This window comes from Paenibacillus sp. P13VS, from assembly GCF_015143645.1.
Taxonomy (GTDB): Bacteria; Bacillota; Bacilli; order Paenibacillales; family Paenibacillaceae; genus Paenibacillus; species Paenibacillus xylanilyticus_A.
Genome location: NZ_WYEV01000008.1, coordinates 242,080 through 260,800, shown reverse-complemented (window position 1 = coordinate 260,800; position 18,721 = coordinate 242,080). Strand labels below are relative to the sequence as shown.

Genomic DNA, 18,721 nt, shown 5'->3' with positions numbered 1-18,721 from the left:
CAAGAGGCCTTCACCCTATTAAATCAGGATGAAGGCCTCTTAAGAGAAAAACAACGTTCTATACATATACTTCACTCAACGTGTATAGATAGTTTATTAAGCTTGCTATCTTACATGGATCTTATAATTGGACTTACTTGACCTTTACAGTAATCGTTTCGGTACTGGTAGTACCAGCTGAGTTACTTAACTCGGCACGATACTTATACGTGCCCGAAGATCGTCCAGAAATTGTACTGACCGCACTTTGCGCATAAGGTGTAGCCGCATTGAGTGCTTGGGTATCAATTAACTGATCATTTTCGTAAAGGCGGTACTCCGTAGCGTTGGTTCCCCACCATAAGTTCATGGTGACCTTATAATTACCATCGCCATCCCAATTGTCCTGAGAAAGCACTGCCTTACCAGGAGATGCATTGGTAACCCTCACAGTTAGCGTTTGACTCCGTGTTGTTCCCTTGTCATTCGTTAGCTCAGCTACATACGTATAAGTCCCGTTTGTTTTTCCTGTAATCTTCGTCTGAGCAAACTGTGCCATAGGCGCATTGTATGTCAACTTCTGCGTGTCAATCAATACTCCGTCTTCATAAAGTTTATAGCTGGTCGCATTTTCGCCCCACCATAAGTTCATGCTCACGGTATAGGAGCCTTCGAGCAGACCATTAGCATGTCCATTATTGTGAGAAAGTACAGGAGTGCCAGGTGCTTTGGTTGCCGGAGTCTCCGGTTCAGGCTCCGAAGATTCCAAGCTCAACAAAGTGTTGGCTGTACCTGAAAGCCCCTGCTGGTCCTTCACCGTCAGTTCAACGACATATTCGCCGGATTCAATGTCCTCTAAAGCAAGACCAAAGCTACCATCCTGTTGTATTTCAAAGTCACCCTCTTTAACGATCGAATCATCCTCTTCTTTCACAACATACGATGCTTCGAGGGATGCTGCAGGGTCAAACTCAATGTTCCACCCTTCTTGGAGCGCAGGAGCGACAACGAAGTACAAGTCTTCCACGTTTCCATTAATAACTGCAGACTCATCGTTTTTAAATTCCAGTTTTTCAGGCACTTTTACCACCGGGGCTTCTGTTTTCACCAAGAATGGAGGGGTATCCTCTACATACGTTTTGCCGTCTGTACCTAAAGCTGTGATATCAACGGTGTACAAACCATCCGGTATTTTCGTTGCTTCTTCTGTTTCGTAATCCAAGTAATTTCCGGTCCAAGCCAGATTATATCGGGTATTGGCATTAAAATTGTAGTAATTTCCAAAGATACTTCCAATGTACCCATCCTGATAAAAACCACCATCCGGGTTAAGACCATCAAAAATTTCTATAAGTGCAAAGTTCATTGGATTGTGGAACTCCATCGCTACATTTAACGTATCCAGTGTGCCGTCAGCTTTTAAAGGATAATGGAATGGATTCGTTTCATTACCATACTTCGTTTCAATGTATTTAACACCGGCCTCTGTAACATTGAAGTGAGCCACGTATGGTAAGCTGTACGTTTTCGCTCCATGACTGAACTGAAGGTACCCTTGGGCTTCTCCAACAGTAGTCACACCTTTTGGAACCGTAATTGTCACCGTTACTTCTTCTTCTCCATTCAATTCAAAGGACGTCTTATCAACGGATACCGAGACATCATTAATGGTGCGAGTAGGATTAACGGATACAGAATATTCCCCGCCTGCCCCTTTTAATGACTGAACCTTGAGCGTTTTGCTGACCGTTTTTTCGTCTGTACTCAGGAAGTTGCCGAAATTAACACTGCCTGTAATGTTTTCTTTTTCTACTGCCACGCCGTTTTCAGTATATTTCGTGACATCCATGACTTTAACGAAAGTCTCAGGATCAATCGTCTCCGTTGCCTGTATACGTCCAGCACCTTGATCGAACACATCATAGTTCTCTGTATTCAGTACTTTGGCATTGTTCATAAGGGCAACTTTGATATCAAAAGGGGTCCAATCCGGATGTTTTTCGATCAGCAACGCAATCAGCCCGGCTACATGCGGAGTCGCCATGCTTGTTCCTGATTTACGTCCATACGCTTGATCGTAGTTCGCTCCAGGCTCATCCTTGCCATACGCAGGAATGGTTGACAGGATGCTGGTTCCTGGTGCAACAATGTCAGGTTTAATGTCCAGTGTTACCTTGGCTGGTCCTCGGGAACTTGAGGAATTCATCTCATCTCCCTCTGTCATGTCTTTGACGAAATCACTGAAGCTGACTTCAACGTCTTGACCAGCATCGAGCTGAGCTTTGATAGCTTCTCCATCTTCCTTGCTCATGCTTAGGGTAGGGATAAATTCAAAATCATCCCCCAAACTAACGCCAATTGGCCCAGGAATGTTATTGTAAACAATAACCGCAATCGCCCCAGCCGCTTTGGCATTGGCAATCTTATCAACGAAAGCCAGCTCCCCGCGCTGAATGAAAGCAACCTTGCCGTTCATATCTTTTCCTTCAAAATCGGTTGGTTTGCCCAAGCCGGCGTACACCAAATCGTATTGTCCATTCAATACCGTTTCCGGATCCTCCGCTAGATTCCAGCCCATCACATCCAGGCGATAGACTGATTCTGTAACGGTTAGTGGAGTGGTGTCCGTTTCAGTTGGTGCTGCGACTTCCTCCTCTTCCGCAGGTGCCACTTCTTCCGTACTAGGAGTAGTTGTATTTTGTTCTGTTTCCAATGTAGTCTCTGCTTGCTCTCCTTGTGGCAGCGTATCCTCGCCTGCCGATTCAGGCTTTTCAACGGTTGGCTCGTCTGCATCTGGTGTGCTAGCAGGAATGTCTTGCTCTGGATTTTCTGGAGCTTCAGCCCCTGATGCTACTCCCAGTTCAGGTGATTGCTCAACCTCAGGTGCAGGCAATTCTTCAGGTAGTGTACCTTCACCTTCCTCACCGATCCAAAAATGTGTGTCGGCTGTAATCATCTGACTAGGGCCCGTAGAGTTACCGACCGTGATTGCCATAGCCGATGCTCCCGGAGAACCTAGGGTGTAACGGTTCGGGCCTTCGTTACCACTTGCGACCACTGCAGTCACACCTGACAGCATGGCATTATTGAGGGCAACCGAAGTAATGTAACTTGGATCATTGGCTAAATTCCCCAGTGAGAGATTGATGATGTCCATACCGTCTTTGACCGAGCGATCAATTCCGCCCAAGACCCAAGCAGTTTGTCCGCTGCCATAAGGCCCTAATACGCGGTAAGCATAGATTTCGGCTTCAGGAGCAATACCAATAACCCCATAATCTCCAGCTTCACGAGCGGCAATCGTTCCTGCAACGTGAGTACCGTGGGATGTATAGTAGGAACTGCCTCTTTCATTAAACTCGGGCTCTCCAGACACCTTCCACTCTTCTCTTGTTGCTTCATAAGGATCTTCATCGTTATCCACAAAATCCCATCCACCCTTATAACCTTCTGTCAGATTAGGGTGCTCGTAGTCAATCCCTGTATCAATAATGCCGACTTTGATACCATTTCCTTTGTAACCCAAATCCCATACTTCCGGGGCACCGATAAACGGAGCTGTATCCTTCATATAGGGATTAACTTCATCGTTCTCTGGCGTTAACGCGATTTCAAGGTCAGGATACACACTGACCACACCTGGTATGCGAAGCAACTGTCCCATTTGGCTTCCATTCACTTCAATGGCTACACCATTCAGGGCGTATGCGTACTTTTCCAATACTTCGTGATTAATTTTGTTCTGAGTGAGGCTATGTACAAATGACTGTTGTTGTTGTTCGACCTTCGTCACAGCATTTGTTTCCATAGAGGAGGTAAATGACTTTCCTGAGAGGGTTGATTCGCCTTGCGCTACAGCTACGGGTTTGTTTGAGAGTTCAACGATTACCCTTGTTTTCTCTCCACCTAGACCTTCCAGCCTCTGATCCAAAAAAGGTTCTGCGGCAAGTTTCTCTTCCCGCTGGTCGAGAATCTCTCTCCACTGCTGGGCTTCAGCCTTGGAAGGCAAATTCCTGTCAAGCTGTACTTCTGCTGGAGCGGCTCCAGCCGCAGGCATGATGATGGAAAAAATCATAAGGACACTTAATAGCATGGATATTAATCGTTTATTCAAGGCGATGCCCCTCCTTCTTAAATATGAATACCTCACCAATCACTGGGGTCTTGTCCGAACAAGTACTGCAATACTTGTATAATGTCACCATCCCTTCCGCAAGAAGTTTGACCCATGGTAAATTATTCTACTAAATCATCAGATTTCCCTTCTAAAAAATTACAGATATGATATAAAAATTACTTATATGGTTCTTGAGTAAGAGGAAAATATCAAAATTGTATTTATTTGTCGATAAAGATATTGAATCTTGAAATAGTTCATAGGAAAAAAGACCACAATCCTCATTGAAGCATAAGAATCATGATCCCAGCAAGATACAGACTTTAAAGAGTGATGACCTTTCAAATTTCATTTAACAAAGAAAATGATACATTTATATTACTTATGAGGTTTAACCGCCTCCACTCGCAAACGCTTATAATCCGCATAGACGGCATCTTCTTTCCAGAGCTTGGGTACTACTATTTTACTCGTTTCAAGGCAAATACCCTCCATTTGTTCCTTGGTTAGACCAGCAAAATAGTCCCCTCCAAAATGAGCTAACCAGCCCTCAATACCCTTTTCCCCATCTTGAAGCTGGGTAGGGCGATCGTAATGATAGGCCTGCCGGACCAGGAATCCCTTCTCTTCCAAGAGGGAGCTGTACTCACCGATTGTCGGAAAGTACCAGGGATTGCGATCTGCAGCATGAATTCCTGTTTTTTGTTCGAGCACTGTCTCCAGTGCAGTTACTATGGTCTGAACGTTACCCTTTCCTCCAAACTCCACGACCAGGCGTCCGCCAGGCTTTAGTGCATTCCATATGCTTTCTACGACAAGTTCAGGAGACTTCATCCAGTGCAATGCCGCGTTGGAGAAGATTGCATCATAAGGTATGCTCACCTCGAATCGGTGTCCGTCCCCTTCCACGAATGTGATTTCAGGGAACTTCTCTCTCGCCCGCTGAATCATTTCCGGAGAGGCATCCATGCCAACCACCTCTGCTTGAGACATGGCAATCTCGTGTGTCAAATCACCAGTCCCACAGCCTAAATCTAGAATCCGTTCACCTTTCTTAGGTTGAAGCCATGAAATTAAACTTTTTCCGTATCCCGATACAAAGGCCAATTTGTGATCATACTCCTCTGCCTGCCATTGATTGATTGATTTCATTTATATCACCGTCGCTTTCGTAATGATAAGTTTATTGTGGCACATCCGGACTTATTATTAAAATATATAATTTCTATTTAATTAATAGGAAAAAACTATAAAAGTCAGATTTTCTTCAGCCCAGTTTGAATTTGAGCCAAACAAAAAACAGGCCACCATGATTGGAGACCTGCCCTATTTTGAATTATTTATGTTCTGGTGCGTAGAATGTGCCTTCCACCTCGACAATATCATCCTGATTCAGACGGTCCACCTCAATGATTGTACGTGGCGGATATGGCCCTGAACCCCATAATTCTTCCTGAATCTGATTGACAATTGGACGATAGCGGTACATGTCGGTCACATATACAACAAGACGAGTCGCATCTCGCAGTGTTGCGCCCTCAGATTCTGCAATCAGTTTCATATTCAGGAATGCTTGACGAATCCGTCCCTCTTCATCATTGACAAGCTGGTTGGTGCTCGGATCAATTCCGCGCATGCCTGCCACATAAATCGTGTCGCCTGCCCGAGTTCCAAGATCCCATGTTCCTGTTGACTGAATAGCCCCCTTTGGTGACAGGGTTTTTACTCCGTTTGGCGATACGTTAGCACTAGTTGTCGATTTGAGATTGCTGGATGCCGACTTCGGTGCATAAAACGTGCCTTCCACCTCGACAATATCATCCTGGTTCAATCGATCCACTTCAACGATTGTGCGTGGCGGGTAAGGTCCTGCTCCCCACAATTCTTCCTGAACCTTGTTGACGATTGGACGATACCGGTACATATCCGTTACGTAAACAATAAGGCGTGTCGCATCCTTGAGACTTGCTCCCTCAGATTCTGCAATCAATTTCATATTGAGAAAAGCCTGACGAATCCGTTCTTCCTCATCGGCTACAAGCTTGTTCGTACTCGGATTAATTCCACGCATGCCTGCTACAAAAATACTGTCGCCTGCTCTTGTGCCTAGATTCCAAGTTCCTGTAGACTGGATAGCCCCTTTTGGTGAGAGGGTTATTACGCCGTTTGGCGATACGTTATTACTGGTTTTATTGCTGGAATTCCCGTTTACTTTGACTGATTTAGATCCGTTTTGCGGAGCATAGAACGTGCCTTCTACTTCTACAATATCATCCTGATTCAGGCGATCCACTTCAATAATAGTCCGGGGCGGATACGGGCCAGCACCCCACAACTCTTCCTGAATCTGATTGACAATTGGACGATAGCGGTACATGTCTGTCACATAGACCACAAGACGTGTTGCATCCTGAAGCGTTGCCCCTTCAGATTCTGCAATGAGCTGCATATTCAAAAATGCTTGTCGAATTCTTCCCTCTTCATCACTGACAAGCTTATTCGTGCTTGGATCTATACCTCGCATGCCAGCAACATAAATATAATCTCCTGCACGCGTTCCTACATCCCATGTGCCAGTCGATTGGATGGCACCATGGGGTGCTAAAGTTTCTACGCCATGAGGCGAAACAACGGTTACCTTGGAAGCGAAAGCGGGAGTACCCATTGCCGCAAAACCGATCTGCAACGCAAGCACGCCAGCGGTTAAACGCCTTACAGCTTTTCCTGTCTGTTTACTTGTCATTTCCAACAACCTTTCTTATGTATACATTTTAAAATATTCTCGCTAACTATATCATAGATACACATTCTGTCAATTTTTTACTAGGTATTATAGACTATTATATTTAGTTTTTTGACGAATAATCACGCCTTAAAGACTATAAAATAATATTCTTTATTTAAATTTAGATTACTTCATGGAATAATGCCAATTTAAATATGTCGAATTTTAGCGCTTTCATAAATTTTTATGACAAAAGACCTAAACTTTTCAAGTATTTTTACCGACATATAAAAATGCCCTGTTTTCACTTTGCAGTATTTTTATTTTCTTAACTAAACATAGGAAAGGACTTAAGCAATGAAAAAAACAAAGAAGCTTCCTTCTAGACCATCTCAGTTCGACAAATTTAGGTTGGGCAAAAACATAACAATTCGAGCACGATTGAGTATCGCTTTTCTGGTGATCCTGATCCTGCCAACTGCCATCCTTGGTTTCTTATCATATCGGACTGCAAAAGATGACATCACCGAGCAATTCATGAGAAATACACGTCAGTCCGTAGAAACTGTGAATACTCAGCTGGATATGCTGATCAATACCAGTCTGGAAGATCTTAAGTACTTGTCACAAACCGTTAACGGCGAAATGGTTGATGGCGATGCGAGTCCTGAACTAAGGCAAATTCTCGATCCCATCAAAGCGGTTAAATCGGAATATGATCATGTTCAATTTGCCACAGCAGAAGGTAAGCTTCTGAACTCCCCACAGCAAACGTTTGCCGAAGATTTTGATCCACGTGAACGGGCTTGGTACTCCATGGCAATCGAGAAGAAAGGCGAAGCACTAGTAAACAGCCCGATCATTAGTCAGGATGGCAAAGTCATCGTCGTCCCTTCCATGGCGACAGCCGATGATTCCGGTGTCGTCAGTATTGTTTTGAGTCTAACCAATTTTGCCGAACAGGTTAATAAAATCAAGGTTGGCGAAACAGGAACGGTTACTGTACTGGATAAAGATAATAAATACATAACTCATCCAACGATGGAAATTGGGACAGAAGACACGGAAACCTATGTCGCACAAATGAACGCACAACCGGAAGGTAACGTAAATTTCTCCTCCGGGGGGAACGATAAGATCGCTGTTTATCAAACGAATGAGCTTACAGGGTGGAAAATCGTTGGTGTCATTGACGTAGAGGAAATTTCGGCAGCAAGCCGCGGAATCTTAATGACAACACTGGTTATTATTGCAATTTCCATTATTGGTGGAACTGCCCTTGTTATCTGGGTCATTCGTTCCATCGACTTGCCTCTGAAACGATTAATGATCGCGACCAACAATATTGCAGCAGGTGACTTGACGAACGAAATTAAGATCACATCCAAGGACGAGCTTGGTGAACTGTCCACAGCAGTAAATACCATGTCCAATAATCTCAGGCAATTGGTTTCACAGGTTGGATTCAATTCGGAACAGGTCGCTGCAACTTCAGAAGAACTGTCGGCCAGCGCTGAACAAACCCGGGCAACTGCCGAATATATCTCGGAAGCGGTGCAGCATATTGCAGATGGCTCCGAAAAGCTAGTTAATAACTCTTCGGCTTTTACACAATCTACCGAGGAAATTTCCAGAGGCATGGATCAGGCTGCTGCATCCATTCAACAAGTAACTGAATTAACAAGCAGCGCCAATGAGAAAGCAAAAGAAGGTACAGCTGTTGTTAATCATGCCGTAGCGCAAATGAATTTGATTCATGAAAAAGTTAATAATACCGCGAATGTCGTACATGCATTAGGTCAAAAAACAGATGAAATCGGTAATATCATCGGGCTGATTACTGAGATTTCAAGTCAGACCAACTTGCTCGCACTGAACGCAGCCATTGAGGCTGCACGTGCAGGAGAACACGGCCGAGGATTCGCTGTCGTTGCTGACGAGGTCAGAAAGCTGGCTGAACAATCCACAACGTCTGCGGAGAAAATTCGTAATCTGGTGCACGAGGTTCGCGAAGAAACTGCAAATGCAGTAACCGCCATGAATGAAGGTACAGCCGTTGTACAGGAAGGAATCTCCCTTGTTTCCTTAACCGGAGAAGCTTTCAATGATATTGTCGAATCCATTGACCGCGTTGCTTCCGAATCCATTGACGTCTCTGCCATAGTGGAGCAGGTACACGCGAGCGCTCAGAGCATGGTTAACATGGCAGAAGGTGTAGCCAATATCGCAGAGCAATCCGCTGGCAATACTCAAAATGTTGCCGCTTCTACGGAAGAGCAAAGTGCTTCCATGGTTGAAGTTACCGCATCCGCAGACAGCTTGAGCAAAATGGCACAAGAATTGCAAGAAGTTATCGGTAAATTCAAAGTCTAAGATATGAAAAGCTCCCGCTAGGGAGCTTTTTTTCGTCCAGGAGGGATACTCTCCTTCCAGTCGAGACTGCGAAGTAACCCTTTCGATGCTTATCCTCCGACGAACCATCGGGGTTCTCATCCCCTGAACGTGAAAAAAGCTTCCCGTAGGGAAGCTTTCCTAGACGTCCCAGGAGGGATACTCTCCTTCCAGTCGAGACTGCGAAGTAATCCTTTCGATGCTTATGCTCCGACGAACCATCGGGGTTCTCATCCCCTGTACGTAAAAAAAGCTTCCCATAGGAAGCTTTCTTGAACGTCCCAGGAGGGATTCGAACCCCCGACCGACGGCTTAGAAGGCCGTTGCTCTATCCTGCTGAGCTACTGAGACAAATATGTATAAATAAAATTTTTGGCGCAATTTCTATTATACTCGGTTTTCTATATTTTTCAATACTTTTATAAAAAAATTAATAAGTTGCATCCTATGACATACATTTACGTATAATTTTCATACGCTGCTCAACTGATCGAATATGATCCGGATTCGCAGGCAATATTGTTGAAGGCAGGGTTTACCCCATATACACCATACGGAACATAGACTATTCATTGTCAGCGTGGATGGGTAATCTTTATGCATACATACCTTTACATCTGAATTCATTCCAAGAAGGAGAGAATTATTATGAGACAGCTTTTGTCCGCCTTATCCTATTTCAGTATTTTCTTCGCTCCTTTTCTGTTCCCGATTATCATTTGGATTGTTGCGCGGGACAATTATATTGAGGGACATGCCAAACGGGCCTTGTTTTCACACATTTTCCCGTTTCTCGCTGCCATTCCCCTCTTTTATTTCTTCGTTACCTCACAGAGCATCGGCGGCGCCATCGGGTATGTCATTCTGTTCTTTGTGATTTATGGATTAAGCTTTATTTACAATATCGTCAAAGGGATTCAAGTCCTTCGTGAGTATGCGTGACTTCTACACCGTCCTTACCATCAGATTACATGCAGAAACCCGCCGTTTCCATAAGAAACGGCGGGTTCTTCATTCCGGTTACTTGTTTCCCTTACGCCATGGATTTCTAAGCGTAGGACGCTTGCTGTTAACGGCGAGCACTTCCCCGGCAAACTCGGTATGATGCGCGTAAAGGTTTCCTTTGTTTTTCTTGAACTTGGAAGCCATTGCTATCACCTCCCCGGAACTTGGTTGTAGTATGCTCCGGGTTAGCTCCATTATCCAGGCTGGAAGATGATTACGCCTGACCAACCAGGTAACGCTGAAGGGTTGGACCAAGCAGCCCAAACGCAAACAATTCACTTTGGAAACGGGCTTTATCTTCTCCTGCAGTTACACCTTCACTGTTCTGAAACGCTGTCTCCGTTGCATCCTCAAAGGCAGTGTGCATATTGTTGTTATACCAATCCAGAACAGCATCCGAATGGTTACGTACAATCCTTACCACTTCCAATGTGCTTCCAGGCTGAGTTGCCGCTACATATACTAATAAAGAAGGATCTCCCGCGTTCGCTGGTTGTACCTCCACTTCAGCACAAGACAACCCCTCCACCTCGGTTAATCTACGGATCTTGGCATCCTGAATTGCATACATTGTTATCGCTCCTTATCATTTCATGTACTTTGTTCGATCTCTCGTCTTGTCTCAGGTGTCCCCAAACGGTAAATCTCTTGATACACCTGCTGTATAGCAGCTTCATATGCCCGATTCACCGATTCTTCAGGTGTATCCGGCCACGGGAATACCATTCCTGGAAAGGCCTCTTCCTCTTTTTCCTGCATCAGGTTGAGGAGTCCCACTAAATGATCTACTTCGTGAGGTGTCGCCTGAATAACCCATTCATAAGCAGCTGCGTGCTGATCCTGCAAAACGGAACGTCCACCCACAGAAACATAATAGGTTGTTTTGTCCACAGTCCATTCTCTCCTTCACAGGCATGCTGAGGCCGTTGTTCCTAGATATAGTTTCCGAAGAGGACAGACATTTTATGCCTGCTTTCGGCATATATTTGTTACGACTTCTGACGAAAAAGACAATATTCGCTGGCTCCATGCCATGCAACACTCTACAGGATCAACGAATCGACTAAGAAAGGATGAACAACCATGTGCGGTATAACCGGCTTCATACAGTGGAATCGGGATTTGACCCAGGAATCGGAACTGCTGCTCCGAATGACGGACAGTTTGTCGAACCGGGGGCCCGACGCTTCAGGTACATGGATCTCCAATCCTTGTGCATTTGGACATCGCCGGCTCAGCGTAATGGACCCGGAGAACGGGGCTCAGCCCATGCATGCGTTACAGGGAGACACCTCCTATACCGTCGTGTATAACGGAGAACTATACAATGCACCCGAATTGAAAAAAGAGCTGCTTCAACGGGGGCACCATTTCCGTACGCAATGTGATACGGAAGTTTTGCTCGCCTCTTATATCGAATGGGGACCGGCATGTGTAGACCGTTTTAATGGCATTTTTGCTTTTGCCATCTGGGATGGAGGACGCGAACAGGTCTTCATGGCACGTGACCGCCTTGGCGTCAAACCATTGTTTTACAGCAACGCAAAAGACGCTCTCGTGTTCGGCTCCGAACCCAAATCCCTTTTGCTTCACCCCGATGTCGAAGCTGCTGTGGGTCCCGAGGGCTTGGCAGAAGTATTTATCGTAGGTCCAGCCAGGACGCCTGGACACGGTGTCTATTCCTCGTTGAATGAACTCAAACCAGCACATGCGCTCATCTTCAACCGGAATGGAATACGAACCTACGCATACTGGAAGCTGGAAAGCCAGCCTCATGAGCATGATCTGGATGAGACTGCCGCCGAGGTACGGCGTCTGCTGCAGGATACGCTTGAGCGTCAGCTCGCTTCCGATGTTCCAGTCTGCTCCCTTCTGTCAGGGGGACTCGACTCCAGTGCTCTGTCTGCCCTGGCCGTAGACTATTACAACCGCACGGGTCAAGGTCAAGTCAGTACGTATTCTGTCGACTACGTGGATAATGCCAAGCACTTTCAGGCGCACTCGTTCCAGCCTGGTGCAGACGGCCCCTGGATCCAGCGTATGGTGGATGAACTGAAGACAGATCATCACTGGATCGAGATTGAGAATGGAGAGTTGGTTCATGCCTTGAATCAGGCCATGTTAGTTCGGGATTTGCCCGGGATGGCGGATGTGGATTCTTCTCTCTATTTGTTCTGTAAGGAAATCAAGAAAGGGGCTACCGTCGCCATCTCGGGGGAGGCAGCCGATGAAGTGTTTGGAGGGTATCCCTGGTTCCATCGGGACGAGATGCTGAATTCGGGAACGTTCCCTTGGTCGGTAGCACCTGACATGCGCGCAGGTTTATTATCTGCAGACATTCGGGAGTGGATCAGACCGCTGGACTATCTTGCCGACCGTTATTCGGATGCTGTGGCTGAGGTTCCTTTGCTGGATGGGGAGACCGGAAAGGCAGCACAAATGCGTGTCATGTCCTATTTGAACATCACCCGCTTCATGCCTACCCTGCTTGATCGGAAGGACCGGATGAGTATGGGGGCAGGGCTCGAGGTTCGAGTTCCTTACTGCGATCATCGCCTGATTCAATATGTATTTAACATTCCCTGGGAAATGAAAATAACGGGCGGCCGTGAGAAGGGAATCCTCAGAAAAGCGTTAGAGGGTGTATTGCCTGATGATGTTTTATATCGTAAAAAGAGTCCTTATCCCAAAACACATAATCCGGAATATTTGGCGGCCGTCAAGCAGCAGGTGCTGGATATCCTAGATGATGCATCTTCGCCGATTCTGCCTTTGATTGACAAGGCCCAGATTCGCAAGCTGGCATCTTCACCTGATGCTTCGTCTAATCTGCCCTGGTTTGGGCAGCTCATGTCCGGTCCACAGCTGTTTGCTTACTTGACACAGATTAATTCCTGGTTGCGCACATATAAGGTTGCCATTCGTTAACAGAATGTAGTTTAAAAAGAGGGGTGCCTGGTAAACAGCATTTATGCATTCACCTGGGCACCCCTCTATATTTATTATCACGTCTTAGTTTAGCTAAAAGTATTAATCAGAAGACGCATTCATGATCTCGACCTTACATAAGGAAATCATCGAGTCATCACAGCGGATTCCGGGTTTCGTTCAAGCAAGCCACGGCCATAAATCTCCCTGAATGGAGAGTCCGTCATATGAACGTATCCAATATAACAGCCGCACTTTTTCATCCTGCAGGGCCGATCCGCAGACAGTTTTTCCAACCCGTCACGGTACAAATGGCCAATAATCCGGCGATCCTTATAACATCTTTTTACATGCCCCGAACCCTGCACATAAAACACTTCCGAGCCGGCCGCACAGCCTTTGCCGTAACTCTCATAATCCCGTAAGTTCCCCTCAAACAGCGGATCGATCGACCGCAAATAGGCAACCTCTTCCGGCTCGTAATAATTAGACTTATCCTTAAAGGCATTGATCCACATGTAGATATCATCCGGCAGCGACTCTCTCATGGACTGAATGGCAGGAAATGCACTGCGGAGGCCCACCGTACCCACGCTGAATTCAAGACCCATTTCACGCAAAGTAAGGCATTGTTTAATAAAAGAAGATTCCTTGGTCTCACGAGGATGATAGGTTGCCCAGAACGCAGCTGTCTTGGAATTCAATTCACGGGCCCAATCCAACTTCCCGGAAAGGTTGGTCTGCACAGCAATCTTATGGACGTGGCGCATATGTGACAGTTCCACCATGGCTTCCCTGTACCAGCGCCGTACCAGCGCCTCGCCATATGGATTGAAGAAAATGGACAATTCGTGTCCCACCTCTTCCTGAGCCTTCACCCAATCCACGAACTGACGTAATTGTTGTTCGTCTGTTTCCAGCGTCTCCTTGGAATCCACAGTTTTGCTAAACGGACAATAGGGACAATCATAATTACAGGACGACAGCTTCCCCCGATAATACAAGGTTGCTCTCATGAGAACACAAACCCTTCCATTTGCTCGCGAATCTCGGCAGATATTAACCAATCTCCAATAGCATCGGAATATCCCAGACCTTCTTCGGTTAAACGCAGCACCTGATGTTCATTCTCCTGCTCAATTACAGCCATTCCCTCTGTCAGCAGTTCTGAGAGCCAGGCGTAATCCGTCATAACTTCACTTCCGAACCGCTGAAGATAATCATCCAAAGTCAGACCTTCCCGGTGCAGCAGTGCTTTTAAAATAAATCTGCGTTTCTGCTCTTCCCTGCTCAGCACAATGCCATAATCGGCAACATCATATCGCTCGGCAGCCACATAATCGGCGATGATGCTCTGGGTAGCCTTATAGCTCACACCATATTTTGAAGCATAATGTACTTCGCTGGTATAGGAACGGGCACCGCATCCAAGACCAACCATGCCTTCCTCCTGGCAGCTGTAAGGCAGCAGCTCTTTGCTTGCATGTGTGGATGACTCTTTTGCAAATCTCCGCATGGAATACTGAACATATCCCCTGCTTTTTAAGGTTTCTCTTGCCGCAGTGTATAGCTCCATGCGAATATCCGGCCCTTGACGCTGAATATCCTCCGGCTTCACGATTGTATTCTCGCGGGTGTACAGCGGATAAATGAAAATCTCTCCCGGCTCATAAGAGAGGACACGTTCAAGGGAATACAACCATGACTCCACCGTTTGGCCGGGAAGACCATAGATCAAATCCAGGTTCAGCAAAGGAAAGTCGTACCGCGCAAGCTTCTCCAGTGCGCGCTCTACTTCCTGTGGTTTCTGCGGACGATAAATTGCTGCAGCCTCCGCTTCAATAAAGCTCTGAATCCCCATACTAACGCGGTCTACGCTGCGTTCCTTCAGTAACGCAAGCTTGCCTTCCGTCACGGTGTCAGGCGAGGTTTCTATTGAGATGGAAGCATGGGCGGGATCAAGTCCCATCACATGTTCGGCAATGTCAAACAATCGGTTTAACTGAACCTCATTCAATAAGGTTGGCGTCCCGCCACCAATGGCAAACCTGGAATACGGTCTGCGTGAGGTCAGGGGAGCCCATTGCTTCGCCTGGCGTTCCAGTGCATCCACATAACGTTCATGTGTATCGTCACGCCGGTCAGGCAAAGTGAACAGATTGCAGAATCCGCAGCGGGCAGCGCAAAAAGGAATATGCATATATAAAAAATAAGTGTCAGTATTCTCGCGTTCCCACAAAGGCCCCAAGGGCAGCGGCGGGTCCAATTCCCGATATGCCGTCTTATGCGGATAAGAGTATAGATAAGAACGATAAGGTAAAGTCAGTACTTCCCTAAGACCTGTAGCCCCATTGGATCCGGACGCTGCGGAATGACCTGTTGTTGTAAACTCAGACGGATTGTTCATCGGTTTCCTCCTGTCTCCGGTTGTTTTCACTCAAAATAAAATGGTTGCAATGCACGCTATAAAACAAATTCACGATAAGGTACATTCCAGACAACCTCATGCGCCAGCCTGTGTCCCTGATACCCATCTTCGCCATAAGCTGTTCCATGATCCGAAAATGCAAGACAGAACGTTGGCCGCGTACGTCCCCGCATGGCATCAAACAACGGCCCCAGCGCCTGATCCACATACCGAAGGGCAGCCCGTTGAGTCTCAACAGAGTCCTCCCTTGCCCCTTCCACAAAATAGCGATTGGGACCATGAATGGCCGACACATTCAAAAATAGAAATACTTTCTCATCCTGTGGTATCTGTTCAAGCAGCTTCAATGCGTGCTGGACCTGATGCTCTGTCGAGCGAGGATTGGTAACGCCAAAGGTCATTCGCCAATAACTCTGCTGAAAGTAGCCCGGCAGCACTTTGGCCAGCGGATTTTTTTTCGTAAAAAATATGACTCCACCGATACAAATTGTGCGGTATCCTTCCTCTGCCAAACCAGATACGATATCCGGTGTATCAAACAGCCACGTATGCGGATGAGTCTTCAATCCGGTATTACGGGAATGAAACAGCCGGACATGCGAGGCCTTGTCCGTATTGGCGGGCGTAGGCATGAAACCACCAAAAAAGGCATGATGTGCTGCATATGTAAAACTTCCTGGGGTATGGCGTTTCTCCCAGGGGCCTGATCCGCACAGATTGGGACAATTCGCTTCCTCCTGCTTCGCTACGTCATATCTTAACGTATCCAGAGTAATCATTAATAGATCATGGGAGCCAACAATGGTGTTCATATCAGGCATGTTCGTAAGGCTCCTTTCGCAGAATGTCCATCTCCCACTCATATGTTCCAAGTCCGTTGTGCTGTACGTGGTACAGCAGATCACCGAACGGATTTACATCCAGAACATAGCCACGTGGGTTATCCCCACCGCTGAGCATGACATCAATGCCTGCAGACCATGAATTCGGAAATGCAGCCATCGCTTTTTGGGCAGCGGTTTGGACCAGACCCAGCCTGTAGCCGCCCACGCCCGCTTCCTCGGGCAGCATCCGCTCGTTGCGTAAATGCAAATTCGTTATAGGCGTCTGGCTCAGCCTCACAATGGCATGACCTGCATGACCGCCAGCTACAAGCTGACGAATATCAAATACACGCGAGCCATATGATGCCTTGGCCATCCACCGTTCAATTTGAGCCCCTTCTGTACATAACCAGTCCAGCAGAGTCTTAATTTCCTCATTGCGGGTATACCTCTGCATCCGGCCTTCGTTGTAGAAAATCGGCCTGCCCTTAACCACTGCCATCCCCACAGTAGTAACAGCAATCTCGGCACCCGTTCGCGGGTTAATCTGATAAGCAACAACACCAGATGCCGCCGAGCCATAGGCAAGCTTAACAAATACCCGGTACATGCCTGAAGCCTGCATGGCCGCGCGCAGTTCCGAATAGCTCAATATTTGCTCCGGAGACTGCAGAACGGGAGGAACATCAACTCTGTGAGCCGATAAATGCTGTTGGCACTTCCTTTTGTCAAACATGGTAGCAATATCTTCTGGATCGTTCAGGAATCTGGCAGAAGGCCACAATTCATCCGCTTCCCTTCCAATTCGCTTCAGACAGCCTTTCCAGCCATTAAACCACTGGGCAGGTGCATAGATGCGCCCCCAATCCTGCCGCAGCTCAAGCGCCTCCTCTGCTGTAAACAACTCTCTGCTTAATGATTCAGTGTTGGGATCGCCATCCTTCGCCCCAAGAGATAACAATTCACGCTCCACATCCCACTGCTCTCCCGGTGCATCCATTCGAATCAGGGGTGCCACTTCCGATGTAGCCTTGCGTTGTAAACCTGGATTGACCACGTCGGCCAAGGATCCACCCTGTCTCCAGGTCTTGAGCACGTCGGCATAGGGGATCACTTTAGCAGGGCTCAAGCCACATTGCAGCCTCGCCTGCTGTAGGCCTTTGGTTCTGCGATTATCCGGGTTTCCGATCAACCAAAACGGCCGTTCTATGTGCCGCTCATTGCTCTGGGATTGGTATTGTCGTCTCTGATCTGTCTGGTTCGCTGTAACGCCTGACATCTCTTATTCCGTTAATGACGGATAACGCCAGTCATCTTCATCACTCTGCTGCTGATCGCTGACATCAACGGATAAGCCTGAACGTTTCCAGCGAATGAGCATTTCGTCTGTCATGTAGTGGTAGCTGAGATCGAGATGCTTCAACTTCTTAATCTTGTCGCTGGCAAGCAGAGCCTCAGCCCCTTCATCCGACAATGTGCCTTGGGAAAGGTCCAGTACTTCGAGTTGATCAACAATGGGTGCCTGTGCCACGGCTTTGGCGATGTCATCCTGAATTTCACTGTCTTTCAGGCCAAGGTACACCAGCTTGGGGAATCGCCCCTGTTCCAGCAGCGGAAGCACATCTTCAAGTGAACCGTCGAAGCCATAATCATCTACACCCAAGTACAATTCGAGCTTGCGCAGCTCAGGCAATTGAGCATTGGTAATGGAAGCGAGTACCTCCTGAGGCAGTCCACCACAGATAATGACCAGCTCTTCAAGCTTGGCATGCTGTAAGGGTTCGAGGCTTAATCCGCTACTGCCTTTTACCGTAAAGGACTTCAGTTCTGGAAAAGCCTTTAGAAGCGGGGTCAGATCAGTCTGAATTATCCAGGAAACTTCACACTCTTCAAAGCCCATATCTCCAATGAACAGCTTTTTTAATGACGGAAAACTTGGTGCCAATTCAATAAGAACATTCATGAATTCGTCCGGAGAACTCTCGTAAGCTTGTCCCCAATCTCCGATAACCAGACTTTCCAGTGTACCCGCTTCGGGTTTGGCAGCCAATTCCCTGATCAAATTCTCCATACGGATACCGTTCTCATAGTCATCGAAAGATACCGTTAGCTTCACTTCCTGCATTAATTAATCCCTCCGATTGAGTTCATTCTTGATTCGTTAATTCGAATGTTACCCCATCCTGCATGAGGCTTGCAACTTCTTCCAACTCCGGTCCCATGATGATTCTCAAACGCGAAATGGCAATACTTCATGAACCAGGAAAGGGAACATATGCTCTTTTTTTATTTGTTTCAAAAGGGGTATTCCTGTTAGGTATATA

General features: G+C 46.8%; 14 protein-coding genes and 1 tRNA gene. 3 read left to right on the top strand and 12 right to left on the bottom strand.

The genetic code is table 11. The features are described from left to right. Positions 1 to 133: 133 nt before the first annotated feature. From GUA98_RS30045 to GUA98_RS29745, 3 genes are all read right to left on the bottom strand, one after another. A complete protein-coding gene (locus GUA98_RS30045) occupies positions 134 to 4,093 on the bottom strand; it encodes a S8 family serine peptidase (protein WP_193724312.1) in 3,960 nt (1,319 codons plus the stop codon). Positions 4,094 to 4,474: 381 nt separating this feature from the next. After that, entirely contained in the window at positions 4,475 to 5,248 is a 774-nt protein-coding gene (locus GUA98_RS21195) for a class I SAM-dependent methyltransferase (protein WP_193724311.1), read from the bottom strand. Positions 5,249 to 5,432: 184 nt separating this feature from the next. Continuing rightward, positions 5,433 to 6,839 carry a RidA family protein gene (locus GUA98_RS29745; protein WP_227779908.1) on the bottom strand — a complete coding sequence of 469 codons (1,407 nt, stop codon included), beginning with the start codon at positions 6,837 to 6,839 and terminating at the stop codon, positions 5,433 to 5,435. 423 nt (positions 6,840 to 7,262) lie between these two features. Between GUA98_RS29745 and GUA98_RS21180 the strand changes: the two genes are divergently transcribed. Then, positions 7,263 to 9,194, top strand: a complete 1,932-nt coding sequence (locus tag GUA98_RS21180; RefSeq protein WP_227779906.1) for a methyl-accepting chemotaxis protein — start codon at positions 7,263 to 7,265, stop codon at positions 9,192 to 9,194. Between the two features lie 295 nt (positions 9,195 to 9,489). Here GUA98_RS21180 and GUA98_RS21175 read toward each other — a convergent pair. Continuing rightward, positions 9,490 to 9,563: transfer RNA gene (locus GUA98_RS21175), tRNA-Arg, on the bottom strand. Positions 9,564 to 9,860: 297 nt separating this feature from the next. Here GUA98_RS21175 and GUA98_RS21170 point away from each other — a divergent pair. Next, positions 9,861 to 10,154, top strand: a complete 294-nt coding sequence (locus tag GUA98_RS21170) for a DUF4870 domain-containing protein (RefSeq protein WP_153979789.1) — start codon at positions 9,861 to 9,863, stop codon at positions 10,152 to 10,154. A 78-nt stretch (positions 10,155 to 10,232) separates the two neighbouring features. Here the strand turns inward: GUA98_RS21170 and GUA98_RS30040 are convergent, their stop codons facing one another. The 3 genes from GUA98_RS30040 to GUA98_RS21160 all read right to left on the bottom strand — a co-directional run bounded on the left by GUA98_RS30040 (position 10,233) and on the right by GUA98_RS21160 (position 11,108). Beyond that, on the bottom strand, positions 10,233 to 10,361 hold the full coding sequence (locus GUA98_RS30040; RefSeq protein ID WP_255248063.1) for a hypothetical protein: 129 nt from the start codon (positions 10,359 to 10,361) through the stop codon (positions 10,233 to 10,235). A 70-nt stretch (positions 10,362 to 10,431) separates the two neighbouring features. Beyond that, complete coding sequence (locus GUA98_RS21165) at positions 10,432 to 10,788, bottom strand: hypothetical protein (RefSeq protein WP_193724309.1); 357 nt, start codon at positions 10,786 to 10,788, stop codon at positions 10,432 to 10,434. Positions 10,789 to 10,808: 20 nt separating this feature from the next. Next, positions 10,809 to 11,108, bottom strand: a complete 300-nt coding sequence (locus GUA98_RS21160; RefSeq protein ID WP_153979791.1) for a hypothetical protein — start codon at positions 11,106 to 11,108, stop codon at positions 10,809 to 10,811. A gap of 192 nt (positions 11,109 to 11,300) precedes the next feature. Between GUA98_RS21160 and asnB the strand changes: the two genes are divergently transcribed. Beyond that, the gene (asnB, locus tag GUA98_RS21155) at positions 11,301 to 13,145 is read left to right on the top strand and encodes an asparagine synthase (glutamine-hydrolyzing) (RefSeq protein WP_127539034.1); all 1,845 of its coding nucleotides are present in this window, start codon (positions 11,301 to 11,303) and stop codon (positions 13,143 to 13,145) included. A gap of 146 nt (positions 13,146 to 13,291) precedes the next feature. Here asnB and GUA98_RS21150 read toward each other — a convergent pair whose 3' ends face one another. From GUA98_RS21150 to GUA98_RS21130, 5 genes are read right to left on the bottom strand one after another with little or no spacing between them, the layout of a single operon-like run. Continuing rightward, the gene (locus GUA98_RS21150; RefSeq protein ID WP_193724308.1) at positions 13,292 to 14,161 is read right to left on the bottom strand and encodes an STM4011 family radical SAM protein; all 870 of its coding nucleotides are present in this window, start codon (positions 14,159 to 14,161) and stop codon (positions 13,292 to 13,294) included. Beyond that, positions 14,158 to 15,552, bottom strand: a complete 1,395-nt coding sequence (locus GUA98_RS21145) for an STM4012 family radical SAM protein (protein ID WP_193724307.1) — start codon at positions 15,550 to 15,552, stop codon at positions 14,158 to 14,160. Before GUA98_RS21145 ends, GUA98_RS21150 begins: the two co-directional genes overlap by 4 nt. Positions 15,553 to 15,608: 56 nt before the next feature. Next, on the bottom strand, positions 15,609 to 16,394 hold the full coding sequence (locus GUA98_RS21140) for an STM4013/SEN3800 family hydrolase (protein ID WP_153979794.1): 786 nt from the start codon (positions 16,392 to 16,394) through the stop codon (positions 15,609 to 15,611). Next, positions 16,387 to 17,676 carry an STM4014 family protein gene (locus GUA98_RS21135; RefSeq protein WP_193724306.1) on the bottom strand — a complete coding sequence of 430 codons (1,290 nt, stop codon included), beginning with the start codon at positions 17,674 to 17,676 and terminating at the stop codon, positions 16,387 to 16,389. The genes GUA98_RS21140 and GUA98_RS21135 overlap by 8 nt, the downstream gene beginning before the upstream one ends. A 3-nt stretch (positions 17,677 to 17,679) precedes the next feature. Next, positions 17,680 to 18,522, bottom strand: a complete 843-nt coding sequence (locus GUA98_RS21130; protein WP_193724305.1) for an STM4015 family protein — start codon at positions 18,520 to 18,522, stop codon at positions 17,680 to 17,682. Positions 18,523 to 18,721: the final 199 nt, after the last annotated feature.

Excerpts from the sequence above, each read along its gene's own strand:
- GUA98_RS21140 (WP_153979794.1), bottom strand. The coding sequence starts at position 16,394 with ATGCCTGATATGAACACCATTGTTGGCTCCCATGATCTATTAATGATT.
- GUA98_RS21145 (WP_193724307.1), bottom strand. The coding sequence starts at position 15,552 with ATGAACAATCCGTCTGAGTTTACAACAACAGGTCATTCCGCAGCGTCC.
- GUA98_RS21135 (WP_193724306.1), bottom strand. The coding sequence starts at position 17,676 with ATGTCAGGCGTTACAGCGAACCAGACAGATCAGAGACGACAATACCAA.
- GUA98_RS21130 (WP_193724305.1), bottom strand. The coding sequence starts at position 18,522 with ATGCAGGAAGTGAAGCTAACGGTATCTTTCGATGACTATGAGAACGGT.
- GUA98_RS21150 (WP_193724308.1), bottom strand. The coding sequence starts at position 14,161 with ATGAGAGCAACCTTGTATTATCGGGGGAAGCTGTCGTCCTGTAATTAT.
- asnB (WP_127539034.1), top strand. The coding sequence starts at position 11,301 with ATGTGCGGTATAACCGGCTTCATACAGTGGAATCGGGATTTGACCCAG.
- GUA98_RS21165 (WP_193724309.1), bottom strand. The coding sequence starts at position 10,788 with ATGTATGCAATTCAGGATGCCAAGATCCGTAGATTAACCGAGGTGGAG.
- GUA98_RS29745 (WP_227779908.1), bottom strand. The coding sequence starts at position 6,839 with ATGACAAGTAAACAGACAGGAAAAGCTGTAAGGCGTTTAACCGCTGGC.
- GUA98_RS30040 (WP_255248063.1), bottom strand. The coding sequence starts at position 10,361 with ATGGCTTCCAAGTTCAAGAAAAACAAAGGAAACCTTTACGCGCATCAT.
- GUA98_RS21195 (WP_193724311.1), bottom strand. The coding sequence starts at position 5,248 with ATGAAATCAATCAATCAATGGCAGGCAGAGGAGTATGATCACAAATTG.
- GUA98_RS21170 (WP_153979789.1), top strand. The coding sequence starts at position 9,861 with ATGAGACAGCTTTTGTCCGCCTTATCCTATTTCAGTATTTTCTTCGCT.